The 22,244-nt window shown below is 69.3% G+C and carries 12 protein-coding genes; 6 read left to right on the forward strand and 6 right to left on the reverse strand.

Going from position 1 to position 22,244, the window contains the following annotated elements; genetic code table 11:
- The first annotated feature begins 206 nt into the window (after window positions 1–206).
- A complete protein-coding gene (locus L3V85_RS05425) occupies window positions 207–356 on the forward strand; it encodes a hypothetical protein (RefSeq protein ID WP_172839840.1) in 150 nt (49 codons plus the stop codon).
- Window positions 357–391: 35 nt separating this feature from the next.
- Window positions 392–2,587 (forward strand): catalase HPII, encoded by a 2,196-nt coding sequence (gene katE / locus L3V85_RS05430; RefSeq protein ID WP_237678382.1) that lies wholly within the window; start codon window positions 392–394, stop codon window positions 2,585–2,587.
- Window positions 2,588–2,603: 16 nt separating this feature from the next.
- Here the strand turns inward: katE and L3V85_RS05435 are convergent, their stop codons facing one another.
- The 3 genes from L3V85_RS05435 to L3V85_RS05445 are packed head-to-tail and all read right to left on the reverse strand — an operon-like array spanning window position 2,604 to window position 7,644.
- Window positions 2,604–3,923 (reverse strand): DUF3396 domain-containing protein, encoded by a 1,320-nt coding sequence (locus L3V85_RS05435; protein ID WP_237678383.1) that lies wholly within the window; start codon window positions 3,921–3,923, stop codon window positions 2,604–2,606.
- A complete protein-coding gene (locus L3V85_RS05440) occupies window positions 3,923–4,990 on the reverse strand; it encodes a hypothetical protein (RefSeq protein ID WP_237678384.1) in 1,068 nt (355 codons plus the stop codon). The genes L3V85_RS05435 and L3V85_RS05440 overlap by 1 nt, the downstream gene beginning before the upstream one ends.
- The gene (locus L3V85_RS05445) at window positions 4,990–7,644 is read right to left on the reverse strand and encodes a type VI secretion system Vgr family protein (RefSeq protein ID WP_237678385.1); all 2,655 of its coding nucleotides are present in this window, start codon (window positions 7,642–7,644) and stop codon (window positions 4,990–4,992) included. Before L3V85_RS05445 ends, L3V85_RS05440 begins: the two co-directional genes overlap by 1 nt.
- Window positions 7,645–8,034: 390 nt before the next feature.
- Between L3V85_RS05445 and L3V85_RS05450 the strand changes: the two genes are divergently transcribed.
- The 3 genes from L3V85_RS05450 (at window position 8,035) to L3V85_RS05460 (ending at window position 17,453) form a co-directional block, all read left to right on the forward strand.
- Window positions 8,035–10,155 carry a CHAT domain-containing protein gene (locus tag L3V85_RS05450; protein ID WP_237678386.1) on the forward strand — a complete coding sequence of 707 codons (2,121 nt, stop codon included), beginning with the start codon at window positions 8,035–8,037 and terminating at the stop codon, window positions 10,153–10,155.
- A 147-nt stretch (window positions 10,156–10,302) separates the two neighbouring features.
- A complete protein-coding gene (locus tag L3V85_RS05455) occupies window positions 10,303–12,012 on the forward strand; it encodes a ShlB/FhaC/HecB family hemolysin secretion/activation protein (RefSeq protein WP_237678387.1) in 1,710 nt (569 codons plus the stop codon).
- Between the two features lie 2 nt (window positions 12,013–12,014).
- Window positions 12,015–17,453 (forward strand): filamentous hemagglutinin N-terminal domain-containing protein, encoded by a 5,439-nt coding sequence (locus L3V85_RS05460; protein ID WP_237678388.1) that lies wholly within the window; start codon window positions 12,015–12,017, stop codon window positions 17,451–17,453.
- Between the two features lie 9 nt (window positions 17,454–17,462).
- Here L3V85_RS05460 and L3V85_RS05465 read toward each other — a convergent pair whose 3' ends face one another.
- Window positions 17,463–18,095 carry an isochorismatase family protein gene (locus L3V85_RS05465; protein ID WP_237678389.1) on the reverse strand — a complete coding sequence of 211 codons (633 nt, stop codon included), beginning with the start codon at window positions 18,093–18,095 and terminating at the stop codon, window positions 17,463–17,465.
- Window positions 18,096–18,195: 100 nt separating this feature from the next.
- Between L3V85_RS05465 and L3V85_RS05470 the strand changes: the two genes are divergently transcribed.
- Entirely contained in the window at window positions 18,196–19,173 is a 978-nt protein-coding gene (locus L3V85_RS05470) for a GlxA family transcriptional regulator (protein WP_237678390.1), read from the forward strand.
- Window positions 19,174–19,186: 13 nt separating this feature from the next.
- On the opposite strand, the gene L3V85_RS05475 is transcribed toward L3V85_RS05470, so the two are convergent.
- Together L3V85_RS05475 and L3V85_RS05480 are read right to left on the reverse strand one after the other, a co-directional pair.
- Window positions 19,187–21,169, reverse strand: a complete 1,983-nt coding sequence (locus tag L3V85_RS05475) for a hybrid sensor histidine kinase/response regulator (RefSeq protein WP_237678391.1) — start codon at window positions 21,167–21,169, stop codon at window positions 19,187–19,189.
- Window positions 21,166–22,170, reverse strand: a complete 1,005-nt coding sequence (locus L3V85_RS05480) for an ABC transporter substrate binding protein (protein ID WP_237678392.1) — start codon at window positions 22,168–22,170, stop codon at window positions 21,166–21,168. The genes L3V85_RS05475 and L3V85_RS05480 overlap by 4 nt, the downstream gene beginning before the upstream one ends.
- Between the last annotated feature and the right edge of the window lie 74 nt (window positions 22,171–22,244).

A 22,244-nucleotide genomic window follows, 5' to 3' on the forward strand; every position in this document is an offset into this window, starting at 1 on the left:
ACGCGGGTTGCAAGGCCACGCATCCAGGATGCGCGACCCCGCGTAGGCCGCCGCGATGCGCTGTCGGCGCGCTCCTACCGCGTGCGCACTTGTTCTCCCACAGAGTAGGGCGGGGCGCCACTACGGGTCGCGGCGCGCGCCAAACATAACCTTGTGCTCCGTTCGCACCCTGTCTACGCCCCAGTACTTGTTCCTTGGAGGGAATCATGGAGTTTTCAACGCTGTTCGACTCGCTCACCGGTGCCTGGGGAGACGAGATCCTCGTGTGGGCCGTCGCCGCGGTGGCCGGATGCATCTGCCTCATCGCCCTGGTGAACGTGCTCGACATGTTCCTGGACAACAACGAAATGGGCTGAGCGCCCTCCCCATGAAAGATTCCAGCAAATCCCCGATGACGCCACAGAACAAGGCCGCGGCCGGCCGCCGCGCGAGCGCCAGCAAGGCGGGCGACGGCAGCAACGCCAAGCAGCAGCAGCTCGAAGGCTTCACCGTCGAGCATCCGCCGACCCTCACGACCAACCAGGGCCTGCAGATTCCCGACAACCACAACTCGCTGAAGGCGGGCGTGCGCGGGCCCACGCTGCTCGAAGATTTCATCCTGCGCGAGAAGATCACCCACTTCGACCACGAGCGAATCCCCGAGCGCGCGGTGCATGCGCGCGGTTCGGCCGCGCATGGCTACTTCCAGGTCTACAAGTCGATGTCGCAGTTCACCTGCGCCGACTTTCTCCAGGACCCCGACCAGAAGACGCCCGTTTTCGTGCGCTTCTCGACCGTGGCCGGCTCGCGCGGCTCCGCCGACACGGTGCGCGACGTGCGCGGCTTCGCCGTCAAGTTCTACACCCGCGAAGGCAACTACGACCTCGTGGGCAACAACATCCCGGTGTTCTTCATCCAGGACGCGATGAAGTTCCCCGACCTCATCCACGCCGTCAAGCCCGAGCCGCACCACGAGATGCCGCAGGCCGCGAGCGCGCACGACACCTTCTGGGACTTCGCCTCGCTCATGCCCGAGAGCACCCACATGCTGATGTGGGCCATGAGCGACCGCGCCATTCCGCGCAGCCTTCGCATGATGGAAGGCTTCGGCGTGCACACCTTTCGCTTCATCAACAGCCGCGGCGAGAGCCACTTCGTCAAGTTCCACTGGAAGCCCAAGCTCGGCATCCACGGCCTGGTGTGGGACGAGGCTCAGAAGATCGCCGGCAAGGACGCAGACTTCCACCGCCGCGACCTGTGGGAGGCCATCGAGAACGGCGACTTCCCCGAATGGGAACTCGGCGTGCAGATGATTCCGCAGGACAAGGAACACTCGCTGGGCTTCGACCTGCTCGACCCCACCAAGCTCATTCCCGAAGAGATGGTGCCGGTGCAGAAGATCGGCAAGCTGGTGCTCAACCGCAACCCCGACAACTTCTTCGCCGAGACCGAGCAGGTGGCCTTCCACCCGGGCCACGTGGTGCCGGGCATCGACTTCAGCAACGACCCGCTGCTGCAAGGGCGCCTGTTCTCGTACACCGACACGCAGATCTCGCGGCTGGGCGGCGCCAACTTCCACGAGCTGCCGATCAACAAGGCCGTGTGCCCGTTCCACAACATGCAGCGCGACGGCATGCACCGCCAGACCATCGCGCGCGGCCAGGTGGCCTACGAGCCCAACACGCTGGGCAGCGGCGCCGAGTTTCGCGTGGACGGCGGCAGCCACGGCTTCCAGTCGTTCCCCGAAGAGATCGATCCGCCGAAGGTGCGCCGCCGCAGTGCCTCCTTCGACGATCACTTCACGCAGGCGCGGCTGTTCTTCAACAGCCAGAGCGCGGCCGAGAAGGAACACATCATCGCGGCCTTCCGCTTCGAGCTGTCGAAGCTCGAAGTGCCCGCCATCCGCCAGCGCATGGTCGACAACCTCGCGCACGTGGACGAGAAACTCGCGCGCCGCGTGGCCGAGCCGCTGGGCATCGGCGAGCCCGACGCCAAGGCGGCGGCAGGCCGCGCGGGCTTTCGCGAACACCGCATGACGCTGCCCATCGACGAGTCGCCCGCGCTCAGCATGGCCGACACCGGCGACGGCACCATCCGCACGCGCAAGATCGCGATCCTGGTGGCCGACGGCGTCGACTCGGCTTCGCTCAAGCCGATCCGCGACGCGCTCGAACAGGCCGGCGCCCAATGCAAGATCGTGGGCCCGAGGCTGGGCACCGTGGCCAGCGCGTCGAAGCGGCAGATCGATGTCGACATGACCTTCGCCAACACCCCGTCGGTCATGTTCGACGCGGTGCTGGTGCCCGCGGGCAGCGAAAGCGCCGCGGCCATGGCCGGCATCGGCGACGCGGTGCACTTCGTGCTCGAGGCCTACAAGCACTGCAAGGCGATCTGCACCGTGGGCGAAGGCGTGCGGCTGCTGTCGACACTCGGCATCGCCGCCGACCTGCCGCAGGCCGATGCGCCCGCCGGCGTGGTGGTGGCGGCAACGCCCGTCACCAACATGGGCGACACCACGGCCGCCACGCAGGTGGCGAACGACTTCATTGCGGCGATTGCCAAGCACCGGCACTGGGACCGGGCGAACATCGACGCGGTGCCTGCGTGACGGGCGGTGACTGTCGTCAGGCCGGCTTGTCTGGATCGTTCAGGCGTTGCCAGTACGTATCGCCGAACGAGCTGCCCTTGATGATCGGCATGACCTCGCCTTTCTCGAAGTAGCGCCGGCTGTCCGATTGCGCCAGGGTGAACCACCAGCCGGCCTGCGGGCAGGGTTCGCCGCCCGGGACATAAGACAACCTGGCCGAGGGGTCTCGACCTTCATCAGGCGATGGCTTGCGGCGCTGCTCGGCGCTGGGCCAGTCGCTGTCTTCGTCGAAGCGGCGCATCCAGCGCAGCGACGTGTCATACCCGAACCGTGGATTGGGATCGCCATCCCAGGCGTCCAGGGTGTTGAGGTTCAGGTCGTCGCAACGGATCGGGCGGATCAGGCGATTGGCCTTGACCAGCACGTCGGGCACGCCGTCTTCCACCGGGTAGAGATCGAGGTCGCCCAGCTCGATCCAGAGACCGTTCGCGCCGTCAGGGTTGAGTGCGTTCCTCGGGTAAGGCACGGCCGTGATTTTGATGCGCGGGTCAGCCAGTTCGACACGGATCTGGTGTTCGGGCTTGCCCAGCTTGCGTTGCCAGACCGGCGAAAGCATGAAGCACCATGTCGGCGGCCGAAGGCCCGCGCCAAGCCGAGACGGGTTCACGTATCCATCGTTGCTGGCATCGTGATAGTGAAACCCCATGCTCGACGGATGATCAATGTCCAGGCCGTAGAAATAGTCGGCACATATGCGTTCCAGCACATCGGCCTCGTAGGCCCCCATCACGCCGAGGCCACCGTTTCCCACCTCATATCCCATGTACGCCTGTTCGGGCCGAAGCGAACTGATGCAATCGCGCACGAAGTCGCTCCACCTGGTTTCATTGCCGTCCTGATACCAGTCGTAGCAGAAGATCAGTTTGAGCGTGCTGTAGCACTGCTGGGGCACGTGATCCACACGGGCGGCATAGGACCATAGCGGTGAAGCATCGGGCGACTCCATGTCCGTCGCCATCAAATAGTAAGTCTCAAACTCCTCTTGATGGTGCTCCGCTTCAGCCCGCAGATCTTTCGGAAACCGAGCATCCCCTGCATCGAGCCACACCTGCGTGCGTGACTTGAACACCTTCTTGATGGGCTCATCGACGAGTCGACCGAAGCGCTCCCAGATGTCGATGAACTTGTTCGCCACCGACATGTAATCCTGAGGCTGGTGATAGATGTAGAAGGTCACGTACGGGCAGATGCCCAGTGCCCGACCCGGATAGCCGTAAAACCACTGTGGAGCGATCTTGCTCTCACGGATGAATTTCTCGATCTCCTCGGGCTCGAGGAACAATTCCGCTGTGCTCATCAAATACCTCGTTTCCTGCTATGCCGCGACTTGCCACTGGAGTGCTCCGACTTCTGCGGCTTGGATTCTTCTTTCTTGTCATGCTCGGCTGGTTTGTCGGACTCCTTGTGACCATGAACTGCAATGTCCTCCGGGTATCGGAACAGTGACAGCCGCCCGCCGGAGCTGACAGGCTTGTTCTGGAACCGAATTGGTGCCCTTTCAGTCTTGACCTTTGCAGCCCGATCAAGCATCCGCTGATAAGCATCCAACTGCTTCGCCTCAATCCGATCCCCCGGAAACTTGATCTCCACGATGGCGAAGATATTGCCCTTGTCCGGCTTCTGGTGCCGATACTCCTGAATCACCAAGTCGGCCGAGATGCCGCCTTTGCGGTACTGGTAGGGCGAAGGATAGAAAGGATTGATCGTGCCCAGTCGCTTGAGCCGGGTTACTCCCTCCACAGGATGATCGTCATAGCTCGGCGGTGGCCCGAAAGCCTCCTCACATTTCAGCGGGCTGGCCCAATCCAGACACTCATCCACGAACTCGAAAAGCAGGTTGACCGCCAGCTGCTTGAGCTTGATGACGAAGAACTCCTCAAGCTCCACATCGGTCAGTTGCTCGACCGACATCGCCAACAGTTCCTCAATGATTTTTCGCTTGGCATGAGGCAGGTCCTTGATCGACACACCTTTCTTTCGCCGAAGACTCAGAACGGGCATCCGGTCGGCCGCCACGCACACCTTCGAGATGGCGTCGCGAAACGGAATCTTCTGCTCGATGGCCGCGTTGATGGTGGTCTCGCCCGCGCCGCGTCCCGTCGCCTTGCGGGTGTTCTGCCCCTGCGGATCGGCTGCGGCCAGCGCCAGCAGGATGGCGACTTCCTCACGGTCTTCGATCTTCCGGGCGATCTCGTCCTTGATGCTCTGGATGACCTTGCGCACCTCTTCCTTGGCCTTCTCGATGTCCGTCCCGTATTTCTTGACGCCGTCATACAGTTCCTCGGCCAGTTCCCCGAGTTCATGGATCGTGATGGCAAGGGCGACCAGTTCGAGTACGCCCCAGACAACGACTGGTATGGGCATTACGCGCTCCCGGCTTCTTCAGCGCCGCCCTGTGCCGGCGCGGCCCGCGATATCTGCAAATTCCGGAAAGCGACCTCGCGGGCCTTGGCATTCAATCTGGACTCCCAGCTCTCGGTGATCCGTTCGCTCTCGCGCGTGATCTGCTTGTAGCCTTTCAGTCCAATCGATACATCGCTGTTGACCCGCCGGGTCTGCCCCGCCTTGGAGGTGTCGCCGCTTTCCAGCATCTCGCGGTGAAGGTCGTGAATCTCGTATGCGTAGTGCTCGAAGGGGCGGTTGTCGGTCTTGAAGAGCTGGTAGTCGGCTTTGCAGGGCCCGTGATCCAGGTTGGGGAAGAGCGCATCCATGGGTGGCACCGGCAGGCTTTTCGGGCCGACCAGGCTGTGCGTGGCCGCATGCTCACGCCGCTGGCCATCGGTGCCGTGCTCGATTCCCGACGAGTTCCAGCGGCTGAAGCTCGAGCCGCCGTTGATGAGCACTTCTTCCCTGGCCGTGATGGCGATCCGGTCGGCCTCCAGCTTGATGTTCAGCCTGGCCAGCACGTTGATGCAGTGCTTGAGCGCCGAGATGTCGATATCCGCCGCCGCGGCGGCCATGCGGATGCCTTTGTCCAGAGCCACCATGCGCACGGCGCTCCTGGCGGATACGAGAAAACTCTTGCCCGCGCTGACGCTGGTATGGGCGCCGCTGGTGAGTGCGTTGTGCCCGTCGCTGACGATGTGCGTGGAGCCTTCGGCGGCAGTCTGGATGCCCGCGGGGCTGGCAAGGACCAGATGTGGCGCCTGGAGTTCGGGGAACACGCCTTGTGCCGGGTCGCCGCCGCTGCCCCTGATCTCGTCGTGTTGAGCCTTCAGTTCCATGGCAACCGTGTCCTGGTCGCCCGCTTCGTGCGCCTTGGCCTCCCTGGCGGCCTTGGAAAGGCGCTCGTGCAGGGCCTGCCCATCGGCAAGCCGGGCGACGGTCTCGCCCATGTCGATGATGTGCGCCTGTGCGTTCCCCCGCGCCTCGGTGGTGATGAGCAGTCCCTCGCTGGCCCGTATCGCGCCATGCCCGTCCGTGCGGAGTTCGAAGCCCTGGCCCCGGTCTTCCTTGCGTCCCGCTGTGTCTTCGATGCGCGCTATGTGCCCCAGGCCCAGGCTCGAACTCTGGTGGTCGCTCCTGAGCTGCGCCTGCACCTTGCCGTTGGTGTCGTCGAGCGCCAGATGATTGCTCCGGCCTCCGCCCGGTTCGCGGCTGCGGATGCCCGAGAGATGCGCCTGGCCGGGCAACTGCCATGCAGGCATCTCGTCGGCGTTGTGCACCCGTCCCGTGATGATCGGGAAGTCCGGATCGCCATTGAGGAAATCGACGATCACTTCCTGCCCGATGCGCGGCAGCGCGGCCGCGCCGAAGGCGGCGCCGGCCCAGGATGTCGACACGCGCACCCAGCAGCTGGCATGTTCGTCGTGCCGGCCGAGGCGGTCCCAGTGGAACCGCACCTTCACGCGTCCGTAGCGGTCGGTCCAGATCTCCTCGCCTGCCGGCCCGACCACCAACGCGGTCTGGGGGCCGTCCGTGCGCGGCTTGGGCGTGGTTCGCGGCGGACGCCATGCGCAGCTCGTGGGCAGCGCGTCGAAGGCGAAGCGCTGGAAAGAGCCTTCCGCATGGCCCGTGCCCTCGCTGGCTTCCAGGTTCTCCCGCAGGTGGTAGCTCACGCCGAGCAGCAGGTATTGCCGGTTCTGGTCGGCCCTCGGATGCCCGGTGAGCCGCATCGTGTGGCCCGGAGCCAGCTCGCGCAGGTTGGAGCGGCCTCTCGCGCGGCTGCGACCGCTCAGTTGTTCCTCGTTGCGGATGCGCGCACAGGTCTCGCCGTCGTCATGCCGCACATGGTTGCCGGGCCACTCGTACAGCTCGTGGTCGTCATGTTCATGGCCGGGAGATGCCCGGCGCATGAAGGACAGATCGGCTCCCGGGTGCTCGAAATCGAAGTGGCTGCGATAGTGCCGGCCCGAGCGCACTTCCTCGACGAGTTCCCATTCATGGATGCGCTCGCCGGGCTCCGGGCCTCCGGTCATGCCGGATTGTTCGTGCGGGTGGTAGCGCACGGTCTCGCCGCCGGGCAAGGGGCCGTGCGAGCCGGCGATGTCGTCGGCGAAGACCAGCACATGCCGATCGGCTTCGTGCCGGAAGTGGAAATGGATGCCCTCGTGTTCGCATAGGCGGGCAATGAAGGAGCAGTCGTCTTCGCCGTATTGAACGCAGTAGTTCCAGGCCCTGTAGCTGTGCCGGAGCTTCTGCTCCATCGGGTAGCCGTAGCGTGCGAGCACCGCCGTGATGATCTCGGGGACGGTCCGTTCCTGGAACACCCTGAAGTCCGAGCGCCGGGTTGCAAGCCACAGCCAGGGGCGCAACCGCATCTTGTAGAAGGACCGGCGGGCATCTTCTTGCGCAAGGCCGAAGCTGGTGACGATGCCGCCCAGGTATCGCCTGCCGGTCTCCGTTTGCATCGAAACGGTCGCGCCCTTTCCGAGCAACGCTCGGGCGTCGATGGCGTTGCTGTTGGCCAGCAGATCGAGGTCGAGCGCATGGACCTGGCTGAGCGCTTCGCGTCCAACCAGGCGGTGAAACTTCAGCGCATCGCCCAACGGGGTCGTGATTTCGACGCGCCGTTTCATGCGAATGCGCGGGCGCTCGCAAGCGCCCGACGATGGTTTGACATGGAGCTCCCTGATACGGCCTGCTATTGACGTGCGGGCTCGGTTGCTCGGATTATGGAAATCCATGTGTCGATGCCGAGACGCCTTTGATGCCTCTTGCGGGATGCGTGACCAAATGCGCATGACTGGCGCTTTGGCCGTCTGTTATTTCTTTAGCCGTAGACCGTATTGCGAATAGGCGCGGCACAGACCCGCTCCTAGACTCCGCCCCGAGGCCTGAACGGCGCCCACTTCCGAGGCGCCGGCCGCCCGCTTGCAGCGGGTGCATGGGCCCGACGCGGGGGTCCAATGGCTTGGTTTTCCAGATGGGGATGGGAGCGTCCCGCATGTCGTCGTGCGGGCTTTGCGATGGCGCTGGGCCTTGCGGGCGTGCTCGCAGCGGGCTTCGGTTCCCCGGCATCGGCGCAGCAACAACAGCAGCAACAGCAACGCGCCCCGGCCCCGACCAACGCCGAAGCCGCCGCCGACCGCATGGAGCAGTCCCGCCTCGACGACACCGACACCCTGCTCGCGCTGACCCGCGACGGCGCGGTGCTCTACGGGCAGGACAACGTCAAGCTCTCGGGTTACCAGTACTGCAGCCAGGCCGTGGCATTGGCCGAGGCCGGCGAGTTCCGCCAGAGCGTGCGCGCCGCGAGCAAGGCGCTGCACCTGGCCAACGCCACCAACGACCCCAACCTGATGGCCATGGCCAACCGCGACCTGGCCATCGTCTACAGCTACTCGGGCCAGCTCGAGAAGGCCGAGGAGTTCGCGCGCGAGGCGCTGCGCCACCCGGCGCGCGACCCGAAGCTGGTGGTCGGCCCGGTGCATAAGGTGATCGGCGACGTGCGCACGCGCCGCGGCGATTTCTCCGGCGCGGTGCTCAGCTATGACGAGGCACTGGCCAACAGCTCGTCGCGCTATGCGCCGCTGGTGCAGGCCTCGCTGGTCAATGCGCTGATCGAGTCGGGCGATGCCGCGCGGGCGCGCGAGGTGCTCGGCACCATGGCGCCGCCGAAGGACGCGCCGCTCACCGCGCAACTCGACCGCACGCGCGCCCGTCTGCTGCTGGCCGAGAACAAGCCGGCCGAGGCGCGCGATGCCTACCGCGCGCTCACCGCGCGCCAGGTCGGCGCCGACACCGAGTACTACCGCCTCTGGGCGTGGGACGGCGTGGCCCGCAGCGAACTGGCGCTGGGCCGGAAACAGGCCGCCGCCGAGGCCGTGGGCCGCGCGCTCGGCGACGTCGACAAGGTGCGTGCGAAGTTCCGCAGCGAAGAATTCAAGATGGGCCTGTTCTCGGACCTGCAGACGGTGTTCGAGCGCGGCGTGGCCGTCTACAGCGACGCAGGGGACGCGCGCCAGGCCTTCGAGGTGAGCGAGCACAGCCGCTCGCGCGCGCTGCTCGATGCCGTGCGCGGCCGCGCGAAGATCAACGAGCAGGCCGCCAGCACCATCGACCTGCCCGCGCTGCAGGCCACGCTGGCGCCCGACGAGCGCGTGGTGCAGTTCCACTCGCTGCCCGACCGGCTGGTGGTGTGGGTGGTGAGCGCGAACAGCATTACCGAGAAGACCGTGGCCGTGAAGCGCGACGAGCTGAACGAGCTGGTCGAGACCTTCCGCAACTCCATCGTGCGCGGCCGCCGCACCGCCATCACCAACGCCGACAAGCTCGGCGCCGCGCTGCTCGGGCCGCTGGGCCTGGCGCCGGGGCAGCGGCTGATCGTGGTGCCGCACGGGCCGCTGCACTACCTGCCGTTCCAGGCGCTGCGGCTGGACGGCCGCTACGTCATCGAGACGCACCCGGTGGCGGTGGCGCCGTCGATCAGCATCGCGGTGCAGCTCGCGCAGCGCACGCCGCGCGTGAACGCATCGCTCACCGCCTTCGGCAATCCGCGCATCGAGGACAAGTACGACCTGCCCGGCGCCGAGACCGAGGTGAAGCAGCTCGCTCAGCTGTTCCCGCGCAATACGCTGTACATGGGCGCCGCCGCCACCAAGACGCAGTTCCGCGAGGTGGCCGCGCGCTCGCCGCTGATGCACGTGGCCGCGCATGCGGAGGCGGACGCGGTCGATCCGCTGTATTCGCGCATCCTGCTGGCCAACGAGGGCGGCAAGCAGAACTTCCTGGAGGCGCACGAGATCCTCGGCATGCCGATGGACAGCACCGCGCTGGTCACGCTGTCGGCCTGCGAGTCGGGGCTGGGGCGCATCGCGCAGGGCGACGAGGTGCTGGGCTTCACGCGCTCGTTCCTCTCGGCCGGCAGCTCGAGCCTGATCGCGTCTTTGTGGCCGGTGTCCGACGACGCCACGGCCGTGCTCATGAGCACGCTCTACGGCGAGCTTGCCAAGGGCCGCGACATACAGAAGGCGATGCAGGCGGGGCAGCTTGCCGTGTTGAAGGACCCCAAGATGTCCCATCCCTTCTTCTGGGCGCCGTTCAACCTGATCGGCAACTGGCGTCTTACGGTGGGGGGGGCGACATGAAGCCTTGGTTCCTGTTCGATGTTCTTTGTTCGGGGCGCGCTCACGCCGACGGGGTACCTTGCTCCGCGAATGTCCCCCGCCCTTCGGGCTCCTCCTTTATTTCGCTGCGCAAGGCACTCCGCCGTCGCGAGCGTTCAGAGCACTGAGATGCAAGCCCGCCACTCCCTGACCCCTACGGCCTTCGCAGCCGCGACGCTGGTGAGCGCGGCGCTGCTGCTGGCAACCCAACGCACGCACGCAGCAGAGGCCGTACCCGACACGCTGCTCTCCACACAAGACCCCTGCGGCACTTGCGATCGGCCCCTGGCACAAGCACCAGGCACGGTCGCACCGCAAAGCCTGCCCGCACCGCCGAAACCCGCCGGCGCATCGTTCAGGCTCAACGACCTGCGCCTCAACGGCGTCAAGGCGCTGAGCAACGAAGAGCTGCAAACCATCACCTCGCCCTACATCGGCCGTGAGGTCACGCTTTCCGACCTGGAAGAACTCGCCAAGGCCATCACCGCCCGCTACAAGGAACGCGGCTACTTCCTCGCGCAAGCCGTGGTGCCCGTGCAGACCGTGCGCGACGGCATCGTCGAGATCAGCGTCATCGAAGGGCGCCTGGGCAAGGTCGACGTCGTCGTCGCGCCCGATGCGCCCATCGCCGAAGCACGCGTGCGCGGCTTCCTTGCGCCGCTGCAGCCTGGCGAAGCCGTCAGCGCGCCGGCCTACGAACGCGCGATGCTGCTGCTGTCCGACCAGCCCGGCATCAAGGTCTCGTCGGGCCTGCAGGAAGGCACGCAGGCCGGTACCACCGACCTGTCGGTCGAGGTGGCGCCCGCGCCGCGCTGGGCCTTCACGGCCGAGGGCGACAACTACGGCACCAAGGAATCGGGCCGCTACCGCGTGGGCGGCACCGCGCGCTGGCTCAGCCCCTTCGGCATCGGCGACAACCTGGACATGCGCCTGATGGTGTCCGACAGCAACGCGCTGCAGTTCGGCCGCATCGCCTACGAGGCGCCCATCGGCACCAGCGGGCTGCGCGCGGGCGTGGGTCTGTCGCGCGTGAGCTACGAGCTGGGCGGGCAGTTCGTCGACCTCGACGCGCGCGGCCGCGCCGACGTGCTCGACTTCTCGCTGAGCTACCCGGTGATCCGCCAGCGCCAGCAGAACCTGTTCCTGCGCCTGGGCGTGGACGTGAAGGACCTGACCGACGAGCTGCGCGCGGCCGACTTCACGTCGAAGAAGCGCGTCAACGGCCTGAGCCTGGGCTGGACCTGGGAGCGCCGCGACGAGCTGCTGGGCGGCGGCTACTGGGCCAGCTCGGGCACGCTGTACCACGGCAACCTGTCGATCCGCGATCCGGAGAGCCGTGACTTCGACCGCGGCATCACCGGTCACCACACCGAGGGCGGCTTCACCAAGCTGAGCTTCCAGTTCTCGCGCCTGCAGGCCATCGTGCCGCGCCATTCGCTGTACCTGTCGCTGGGCGGCCAGTGGGCCAGCAAGAACCTCGACGCTTCGGAAAAACTCGCGCTCGGCGGCGCGCGCGCCGTGCGTGCCTACCCCTCGGGCGAACTGCTGGTGGACCAGGGCCTGATCGGCACCGTGGAGTGGCGCTGGTCGTTCAACGAGGAACTCACGCCCTTCGTCTTCTACGACGCCGCGCACGGAAAGATCGTGCGCAACCCGACGCCCTACGACGGCATCAACAGCCACAGCCTGCGCGGCTACGGCGTGGGCCTGAGCTGGTCGCGCCCGGGCAATTTCTCGATCAACGCGACGCTGGCCTGGCGCGCCGGCACGCCGCCCGCGCTGACGGACGGCGGCGGGCGCAACCCGCGCCTGTACGTGCAGCTCATCAAGGCGTTCTGACCATGAAGCAACGCAACCGGTTTTCTCAACGGCGGCTTCAGTTGCGCCCGCTCGCGCTGTCGCTCGTCTGCGCGGGTGTGGGCGCGGGCGCCGCGCCGGCCATGGCCCAGGTGTTGCCCTCGGGCTTCACGCCCATTGCCGGCGGCGTCACGATGACGCAGGGCGTCGGCACGATGAACATCGTGCAGCCGCTGCAGCGCGGCATCGTCAACTGGCAGAGCTTCTCGATCGGCGCGGGCGGCCTGGTCAGCATCTCGCAGCCGAGCACCTCGGCCGTGCTGCTGAACCGCGTGGTGGGCGACGGCATGAGCATCCAGGCCTCGCGCATCGACGGCGCGCTGCGCACCACGCTCGCGGGCAACCCGAACCTGCCGGGCGGCAGCGTGTTCCTCATCAACCCGAGCGGCATCGTCTTCGGCAAGGGCGCATCGGTGAACGTGGGCGGGCTGGTGGCGTCCACGCTCGACATCGCCAACAGCAACTTCATGCCCGCCGGCTCGGAGGACAAGGCCATCGGCAGGAACGAGCAGCTGCTCTTCTTCGGCCCCGAGGGCAGCATGGCCCAGGTGAAGGTGGAGGGCGGCGCGTCGATCACCACAACCTCGCCCGGCGGCACGGTGGCGCTGCTGGGCGGCGTGGTGCGCAACGAGGGCGAGATCAACGTCGCGCGCGGCTCGGTGGGTCTGGTGTCGGCCAGCAAGGTGACGCTGAACCTCGACTTCGACGGCGACGGCCTCACCACCTTCAACATTCCGGCCGACGGCCAGACCAAGTTCAAGCTCGCCGACCTGCAGGCCGCCGACCCCACGGCGGTGGCGCAGTTGGCGAACAGCGGCAAGGTCGCGGCCGACGGCGGGCGCGTGGTGCTGATGGCGGCGGCGAACGTCGACGCGCGCCAGCTGGTGGTGAGCCAGACCGGCGTGATCCAGGCGCGCTCGCTGTCCACCCGCAACGGCGAGATCGTGCTCGACGCCAGCCGTGCGCCCGGCGGCAACAACGAGGTGCGGATAGGCGGCACCATCGACGCCGGCACCGGCGCGAGCGAGGCGGGTGCCTCGGGCAGCACAGGCGGCTCGGTGACGCTGCGCGGCGACTACATCCGGCTGGCCAGCGGCGCCAGCGTGGACGCCAGCGGCACCGGCGGTGGCGGCACGGTTTCCGTGCAGGCTTCGCGCGCGGTGAGCATGGCGCCCGACGCCGCCATCTCCGCCAACGCCACGGGCGCCAACGGCACCGGCGGCAGCATCGGCATCGACGCTTCTTCCACGCACATCTCAGGCAGCCTTTCCGCGCGCGGCGCGGGCAGCGGCAACGGCGGCGCCATCGCCACCTCGGGCGACCAGCTCGAAGTGACCGACACCGCGCGCATCGACGCGGCGGGCGGCACGGGCGGCGCCAACGGCAGCTGGACGGCGCTGGCGCGCGGCACGCTGAACGTGGACGGCAACGCGGCCGCCTATGACCCCAACGGCTACGCCGACCTGGGCAACGGCACGCACGTCAGCGCATCGGCCATCGGCGCCACGCTGGGCCGCGCGACCGACGTCAACCTGCGCACGGCGCTCTCCGAGGGCAGCTCCGACGTGGTGTTCCAGGACGGCGTGCAGGTCCTGAAGTCCGAAGGCCGCGACGCGCGCCTCACGGTGGATTCGGCCAACGGCATCGCCATGAACAGCGGCGCGTCGATCCAGTCGACCGCCGGCGCGCTCGCGGTCAACTTCGACGCCAATGCCGACGCCAACGAGATCGGCGGCGCCATCCGCATGGACAACGCGAGCATCGCCACCAACGGCGGCAGCATCCGCTTCTACGGCCAGGGCAATGCCGACACCGGCCGCGCGGTCGGTGGCATGTCCGTCGACGACGGCGGCAACAGCAGCGGCGTGGCCGGGATCACGCTCACCGACAGTTCGCTCTCGACCTGCGCCACCGGCGCGGGCGGATGCGGAGGCAGCGGCGTCATCGTGCTGCGCGGGCAGGGCGCGAGCCGGCAGGCCAACGGCACGGCCGACTACTACGTCAGCTCCGACGGCGTGGAGGTGCGCGGCAGCAGCCTGAGCACCGGCGCCGGCGGCATCGCCATCGACGGCCAGAGCGGCATCGGCGCCAACGGCGTGCTGCTGGCCGGCACCGAAGGCGGTGCGACGCAGCTGCGCACCGGCAGCGGCGACGTCAGCGTGATCGGCAGCTCGCGCAGCTGGACGACCGACGACCCGGGCGCCGTGTACGGCAGCACAGTGACGCCCTACGGGCCCGACGGCAGCATGTCGGCGCCTGACGTGACGGTGGCCGTCACGGCCGGTGTGACGCTGCGCGGCGCGGTCATCGACGCCGGCGGGCGCGTGGGCATCGACGGCACCGGCGCCAACCTGCAGGGCCTTGCTGCGAGCGACGCCTTCATGACTTCCGCTCAGGCCGCCAACAACGGCACCGGCGTCGGCTACGGCGCGGGCGACGGCGTGGCCATCAACGGCGGCAGCATCACGGCCGGCAAGGGGCGCGACATTTCCATCGCGGGCACCGCGGGCGGCCAGGGCTTCAGCGTGCGCAACGGGGGCGTGACGCAAGGGCAGGCGCCCTCGGCGGTCAGCATTTCGATGGAGGCCGGCGAGACGGTGCGCGCCGAGGGCGGCAGCGTGTCGATCGACGGCCGAGGCGGCGACGTGACCGTGGCGCGCGTGCTCAGCCGCGGCGACCTTCCGCCCGGCGCGACCAACGCGCTGATCGACACCTCCAGCACCACCGGCGCCGGCGGCACGGTCACCGTCACCGGGCGCAACGTGCTGGTGAGCGACGTGTACAGCGACCTGACCACCATCGACGCGGGCGGCGCCGGGCAGGCCGGCACCATCGACATCCGGGGCAGCAACGCCATCGCCATCGACGCATCGGCGAGCCTGCGCGCGGATGCGAATTCGGCCAGCGGCAACGGCGGCACGGTGCGCGTGATCGCGGGCGACACGCTGCGCGGCTATGGCAGCCTGTCGGCGCGCGGCGGCAGTGCGGGCGGCAACGGCGGCACCATCGAGACCTCGGCGCCGCACTTCGAGCTGCTGGGCCTGCGCGTCGACGCCTCGGCGCCGATGGGCACCGCCGGCTCATGGGTGATCGACCCGTACGACGTGACCATCGCGCACGGCACCGCCTCGGGCAGCCTCACGGGCAACCCCTTCGATCCGCTGGCCAATTCGACCGTGCAGGACGGCGACATCAACGCCGCGCTGGACGGCGGCACCAGCGTGACCATCACCACCGGCACCGGCGGCAACCCGGCGGCCGGCAACATCACTTTCGCGGCCGGCGCGTCCATCGTGCGCAGCAAGGGCGCCGCGCCGCTGACCTTCGAGCTCGACGCGGCGCACAGCATCGGCACCAGCGGCGGCGCGAGCATCCAGTCGAACTCGGGCGCGCTCGACGTGGTGTTCAACGCGGGCGTGGGCGGGCAGGGCGGCGCCATCAACTACAACGGCGTCATCAACACCAACGGCGGCAACGTGACGATGAACGCCGATGCCGGCGCCAGCAGCACGCCGGCCATCACGATGAACGGCACCAGCATCGACACCCGCACCACCGCGCTGGGCGACGCCGGACCCGGCGGCTCGGTGCGGATCAGCGGCAGGCGCACGCTGCCGGCCTCCATCTTCAACACGCAGGCCACGGTCGACCTCACGGGCATCAGCATCCAGAGCAGCACCGGCGACGTGTCGATCTCGGGCGTGGGCCAGCACGGCGACGGCGTGCGCATCCAGGGCGGCTCGACGCCCAGCCAGATCCTCACGACCAGCGGCGACATCGACATCCTCGGCGTGGGCGCGAGCTACACCTACAGCCAGTCGCAACTGGCGGTGCAGAGCGTGGAGATCAACGGCGCCACGCTGCGCAGCGTGGACGGCAACATCGGCATCCGCGGCCTCGTCACGCCCGGTCCGCAGGACGCATCGTCGGGCGGCGTGCTGCTGGCGGGCAACGCGCTGGTGACGACGCTGGGCGTGGGCAACATCGACATCGCCGGCGAGTCGCAGGCCAACGGCACGGGCGTGAACATCGTCAAGGGCGCGCAGGTGATCGGCAACCGCGACGTGGTGCTGCGCGCGAGCAACGACGGCACGAGCGACGCCATCGCCATCGGCGGCAACGTGCATGCGAGCGGGGTGCTCAACCTGCGCCCCGGCGGCGTGGACGCGGCCAGCGGCAACGCGGTGGACCGCACGGCCAACCCGGTCACGCTGGGCGGCACGGCGGCCACCGGCTTCGCGCTGTCGGCCGACGAGTTCGGCCGGCTCGACGCGCCCACCATCGTGGTGGGCAGCAACGCGCATGCGGCGGACATCGACGTGGTGGGACCGCTGTCTCTGTCCTCGGCGCTCACGCTGCAGAACGAGGGCGGCGGCAACATCAACCTCGGCGGCGCGCTCACCGCGCCGAAGATCGGCCTGCTCTCGCGCGGCAGCATCACGCAGACCGCCGCCGCGCCCATCACGGCCGGCACGCTCATGGCGCGCTCCACCGGCGGCAGCGTGCTGCTCGACCAGGCCGCAAACAACGTCAGCGCGGCCACCGTGGGTGGCGGCGCGGCGGGCGCCTTCCGCTATGTCGATGTCGACACGGTGCAGCTGGGGTCGGTGTCCGTCACCGGCTTCGATGCGGCTGGCAATGCGCCGCAGGTGGCGTCGGCCACCTCGATGGCTGCGGACACCGTGTTCGTTCGCACGCTCAGCGGCGACCTGCTGTTGGGCACCAACGTGAGCAGCACCAACGGCACCGACCTGGTGGCGGGTTCACGCCTGCAGAACCTGGGCGGCTACACCATCACCGGCGCGCCCTGGCGCGTGTGGGCCGACACCTGGGTGGGCGAGACGCGCGGCGGCCTGCAGGGCTCGGGCATCTACCCCAACCTGTACCACTGCGCCTACTCGGGCCTGTGCGCGGTGAGCATTCCCGCCGGGGCCAACCATTTCATCTATGCGCAGCAGCCGGTGGCCACGGTGGTCATCGGCGACGCGAGCCGGCCCTTCGGCTTTCCGAACCCGCTGTTCAGCTACGGCATTGGCGGGCTGATCCTGGGCGACACCGGGCGCGGCTTCGCCGGCACCATGAGTTCGCCGGCGTTGCCGGGCAGCCTGCCGGGCCTGTACCCGATCAACGGCACGTTCACGTCGGCGGAAGGCTATGCGGTCAACGTGGTGCCGGGCAACCTGCTCGTCACCGCGGCGCCCAACCTGCAGCTGCCCGACGTGGTGCGCGAGCTGCCCAGCACCTGGCTGTACGACCGCAACATGGGCCCGCCGCCGATCTGCTTCGCAACCGGCCCGCTCGACGGCGACCGCGCCGCGCAGGGCGGCGACGTGCTGGCGCGCGAATGGTCGCGCGTGCGTTCGCGGCCCAACCTCTCGAGCTGCGTCGACACCGACAAGCGCAACGGCTGCTCGGACTTCTGAGGCCGCCGCTCAGAGGCCGCGCGCGCGGCGGTTGGACATGACGACGTTGTCCTTCGCCAGCGGCTGGCCCTCGCGCAGCGCGGAGATCCACGCGGCGGTGGTGGTCACGGCCGCGAAGTTGCTGTGGAACACCACGCTGAAGACGCGGTGGATCTCCTCGGCGCTCGCCTTGCCCGCCGCGTTCTCGTAGGGCAGGGCGCCGCTGGCGTCCGACAGGAACTCGACCGCCAGGCCGCGGTGCAGGGCTTCGTACACGGTGGAGGCGTCGCAGTTCTGCGTCATGTAGCCGGCCACGCTGAGCGTGTCGATGCCGTTGCGGGCGATCCAGTCGGCGAAGTCGGTGCCGGCGAACACGCTGGGCAGGCTCTTGGTCACGAGGTGGTCGTGCGGGCGCTTCGCGACCTCCGGGTGCAGCTGGCCGTTGTGGTTGTCGGCCTGGAACACCGGCGCGCCCTTGGGTGCATGGTGGCGTACCACCACCACGGGCGTGCCGGCGGCGCGGGCGGCGTCCATGGCGGCGGTCACGTTGGGCAGCGTGTCCTGCACGGGCGGGTACTCGATGGGCAGGCCGCCGCCTTCGAAGTATTCGTTCTGCACGTCGATCACGACGAGGGCGCGGCGCGGGGCGGTGGTGGCGGTCATTGAGGCTCCTTGGGTGGCTGTGCTTGGGATGGCCCGATTCTTCGTGCCCGGCCCGCTTCCGGAAAGTGGCCCGAAAGCCATTCGTCGATAAGATCGGGCCATGCCCAGCACCGCCGCCGAAACCATCGCCGTCGTCGCGTTCGACGGCATCAGCCCCTTCCACCTGTCCGTGCCCTGCATGGTCTTCGGCGAAGACCGCACCGAAACCGGCGCGCCGCGTTTCCGGCTGCGGGTGTGCGCGCCGGAGCCCGGCGCGCTGCGCACCAACGCGGGCTTCACGCTGGGCGTGGAACACGGGCTGGAAGCCATCCGCCATGCGCGCATCGTGGTGGTGCCGTCATGGCGCGACGACTGCGCGGCGGCACCGCCCGCGCTGATCCGCGCGCTGCAGGCGGCGCACCGGCGCGGCGCCACGGTGGTGGGGCTGTGCCTGGGCGCCTTCGTGCTGGCCGAGGCGGGCCTGCTCGACGGGCGGCCCGCCACCACGCACTGGAAGCTGGCGCCGGCCTTCGCAAGGCAGTATCCGAAGGTGCGGCTGCAGCCCGAGGTGCTGTACGTGGACGACGGCAGCGTGCTCACTTCCGCCGGCACGGCCGCTGGCATCGACTGCTGCCTGCACCTGCTGCGCGTGCGCCACGGCGCCGAGACTGCCAACCGCGCCGCGCGCCGCATGGTGGTGGCGCCGCACCGGCAGGGCGGCCAGGCGCAGTACATCGAGCAGCCGGTGCCCGCCACCGGCGAGCGCGACCGGCTCGCGCCGCTGCTGGAGTGGCTCGGCAAACATCTCGACAAGCCGCACGAGCTCGACGACCTCGCGCGCCGCGCGCTCATGAGCCGGCGCAACTTCACGCGGCGCTTTCGCGAATCCACCGGCACCACGGTGGGCCAGTGGGTGCAGAACCAGCGCCTGGCGCTCGCGCAGCGGCTGCTGGAGACCACCGACGAGCCGGTCGAGCGCGTGGCCACCGGCGCGGGCTTCGGCTCGGCGGTGTCGCTGCGCAAGCATTTCCTGTCGGCGTTCAAGGTGTCGCCGATGGCGTACCGCCGGCAGTTCTCGCAGGGCGAAGCAGCCGCCTGAGCTGTGCCCCGGCTCAGCTCGCGTGCACCTGCCGCCGCGTGGTGAGCAGGGCGCGCAGCTTGGCCGGCGCCACCGGCTTGGTCAGCAGCATCACGCCGCCCTGGCGCAGCCGCTGCAGCACCTCGGGCCCGGTCGCGCCCGACACCAGCACCGCGAGCGCATCGGGCTGCAGGCGCTTGGCGGCGTCGAGCACGTCCACGCCGTCGTCGTCGCCGGCCAGCTGCAGGTCGCACAGCACCGCGTCGTAGTGCACGTCGCCGCCGCCCAGCCGTGCGATGGCCTCGGCGCCGGTGGTCACGCACTCGGCCTGGCAACCCCACTGCGCCAGCAGCGTGCGGCTGCCGTCGAGGATGGCCGGGTCGTCGTCCACCACCAGGCAGCGCAGGCCGGCCAGCGGCGTGGGCGCGAACTGCGGCGGCTCGGGCTGCACCGCGTCGGCGGCGCGCGCGGCGGGCAGGGTGAAGGCGAAGGTGCTGCCGGCCTGCAGCGCCGAGCGCACGGTGATGCGCGTGCCCAGCAGCGTGGCGATGCGCGCGCAGATCGCCAGGCCCAGCCCGAAGCCTCGGCGGCGGTCGCGCTCGGTGTTGGCCACCTGGTAGAACTCTTCGAAGATGCGGCCCTGGTGGATGGGCGCGATGCCCACGCCGTTGTCGCGCACCTCGATGCGAACGCCCGCCGCGCAGCGCCGCGCGGCCACCAGCACGGTGCCGCCGTCGGGCGCATGGCGCAGCGCGTTGCTCACCAGGTTGCCGACGATGCGCCGCAGCATCGCCGCGTCGGTGCGCACCGCCAGGCCCCGGTCGCTCCAGTGCAGGCGCACGCGCGCCTCGGCCGCGGTGGCGGCATGCTGCGCATCGATCTGGTCGAACAGCGCGGCCAGCGAGACCTTGGTGATCGCGGGTGTCAGCACCTGCGCGTCGAGCCGCGAAATCTCGAGCAGGTCGTCCAGCAGCACGCCCATGAACTCGGTGCTCTCCTGCAGCCGCAGCACGGCCGGGCGCTGCGCCGGCGTGGCGCCCGGCAGCAGGCCGTCGATGAACAGGCCCATGGCATGCAGCGGCTGGCGCAGGTCGTGGCTCGCCGCGGCCAGGAAGCGCGCGCGCGACAGCGCCGCCTGTTCGGCCTCGGCCATGCGCTGCAGCGCCACGGCGGTGGCCTCGCGCACGCGCTCCTCGCTGACTTGGCGGTTGTGCTGCAGCCGTTCGGCCAGGCGGTCGATGTCGTGCGCCAGCACCGCCAGCTCGTGCGTGCCGCGCGTGCCGCCCTCGACCACGCCGCAGCGCACCTCAAACTGCCCGGCCTCCAGCGCGGCCACGGTGCGCGACACCCGCCGCAGCGGCCGCGCCACCGTGCGCGCCATGTGGCGCACCGAGGCCCAGGCCGCGATCAGCGCCACCATCGCGATGCCGATGCCGGCAATGAGCGAGCGGCTGCGCTCGCGCGTGTAGGCGGTGGTGTCGCGGAAGGTCTGCACCAGCCCGATGGGCGTGTCGCCCGCCGCGGTGGAGCCCGCGGGCGCGAAGGCGCTGGCGCGCGAGGCCTCGCGCAGCGTGACCGGCGAGGTGAACATGCGCAGCCGCGCGAGCGAGTTGGTCTTGGGCCCGGCCGTGACGAACACGCCCGCGCTGTTGCTGATTTCCACCCGCGTCACCTGCCCGCCTCGCAGCGCGGCGTTGGCCACGTTCTGCAGCGCGGGCACGTCGCCCGCGTACAGGCTCAGGTCGGACATGGCGGCCACCTGCCGCGCCACGGCCTGGCCTTCGGCGTCGAAGGCGGCCTCCAGCGTCTGCAGCCGGCTGTGCGTGAACCAGCCGGTGAGCGCCAGCGCCACCGCCGCGCAGGGCACCACGCCGAGGCGGAACAGGTCGTTCTGCAGGTTGCCGCGCACGATGAGGGTGTGCGGCGGCGGCAAGGCGGCGGGCACCGCTTCCGGCGCGGCGTCGTCCACCACCACGGCCTGCGGCGTGCCTTCGGAGGGCCTCGCGGCGGTGCTCATCGGGGCGCCGCGATTCGCTCGGTCAGCTCCCGTTCCTCCGGCAGACGCAGGCCGAGTCCGCGTGCCACGGTGGCGTTGATGCGCACGCTGGCGGGCGTTGCCGCTTCCACCAGCGGGCCGTTGTTGTTGTTTCCGTTCGCGTTCGCGGCCGCCACCTTCTGGCCGAGCAGCCTTGCCTGATGCGCGAGCTGCGAGGGCGTCGACACCGCGGCCGCGAGGCCTCCCGAGCGCACCAGCCCTTCGCTGGTGCCGAACACCGGAAGGCCCGCGCCCGCGCCCGCGCGCAGCACCGACAGCGTGGCCGCCTGGTTGTCTCCGATCAGGTCGGGCAGCACCATCAGCGCGTCGCTCTGCGGCACCACGGTGCGCAGCGCGGCGGCCAGCGAGCGGGCGTCGGGCGCGTATTCGACGCGCACGTCCCACGCCGGGTTGGCCACTTGCGCTGCGCGCTGAAGCTCGCGCACCAGCGGCTCCGATTCGGGCGTGGCCACCACGCCCACGCGGTGCTTCTGCGGCAGCACCGCGCTCATCAGCGCGAGCTGGTCGGTCATGGCCGGGTCGCGCAGCAGCACGCCCACGCGGCGGTCGCCGCGCCGCAAGGCGGCAGGGCTCGCGGCCTTGAGCGTCTCGTAGTCGAGCCGGCTCAGCATCGCGAGCACCAGCGGCTCCTGGCCCGGCCGGTCGATGGCCGCACGCGCGGCGGCGGGGCCGATGGCCATCGTCAGCGGGGCGTCGGCCGATGCGCCGCGCAGGCCGCGGGTGCGCACGCCGGCGTTGGCGGCGCGCTCGGGGTCTGTGCCGGCGTCCAGCGACAGTTGCGGTTCCGCTGTGGAAGAAGGAGGCGCGGCCCCGCTGGACGGCAGCCGCACCAGGTCGAAGCGGCTGCCGGGTTCCTGGTCGGCGCGCAACTGCTGCACGAACTCCGAGGACGCCGGAATGTCGTCGCCCATCAGCACGGTGAGGCTCGAGGCGGCCGCGAGCCCTGTCGCCGATGCGAGCACGAGCGCCAGCCCGGCTTGGATCGACCCGCGCCCACGCGGCTTTCCGTGGCGTCCTGGACGTCCTCGGAACAGCG

This window comes from Variovorax paradoxus, from assembly GCF_022009635.1.
GTDB lineage: Bacteria > Pseudomonadota > Gammaproteobacteria > Burkholderiales > Burkholderiaceae_C > Variovorax.

Bases quoted from the DNA above. Each gene is read 5' to 3' on its own strand.
- L3V85_RS05425 (WP_172839840.1), top strand. From the start codon at position 207: ATGGAGTTTTCAACGCTGTTCGACTCGCTCACCGGTGCCTGGGGAGAC.
- katE (WP_237678382.1), top strand. From the start codon at position 392: ATGACGCCACAGAACAAGGCCGCGGCCGGCCGCCGCGCGAGCGCCAGC.
- L3V85_RS05435 (WP_237678383.1), bottom strand. From the start codon at position 3,923: ATGAGCACAGCGGAATTGTTCCTCGAGCCCGAGGAGATCGAGAAATTC.
- L3V85_RS05440 (WP_237678384.1), bottom strand. From the start codon at position 4,990: ATGCCCATACCAGTCGTTGTCTGGGGCGTACTCGAACTGGTCGCCCTT.
- L3V85_RS05445 (WP_237678385.1), bottom strand. From the start codon at position 7,644: ATGAAACGGCGCGTCGAAATCACGACCCCGTTGGGCGATGCGCTGAAG.
- L3V85_RS05450 (WP_237678386.1), top strand. From the start codon at position 8,035: ATGGCGCTGGGCCTTGCGGGCGTGCTCGCAGCGGGCTTCGGTTCCCCG.
- L3V85_RS05455 (WP_237678387.1), top strand. From the start codon at position 10,303: ATGCAAGCCCGCCACTCCCTGACCCCTACGGCCTTCGCAGCCGCGACG.
- L3V85_RS05460 (WP_237678388.1), top strand. From the start codon at position 12,015: ATGAAGCAACGCAACCGGTTTTCTCAACGGCGGCTTCAGTTGCGCCCG.
- L3V85_RS05465 (WP_237678389.1), bottom strand. From the start codon at position 18,095: ATGACCGCCACCACCGCCCCGCGCCGCGCCCTCGTCGTGATCGACGTG.
- L3V85_RS05470 (WP_237678390.1), top strand. From the start codon at position 18,196: ATGCCCAGCACCGCCGCCGAAACCATCGCCGTCGTCGCGTTCGACGGC.
- L3V85_RS05475 (WP_237678391.1), bottom strand. From the start codon at position 21,169: ATGAGCACCGCCGCGAGGCCCTCCGAAGGCACGCCGCAGGCCGTGGTG.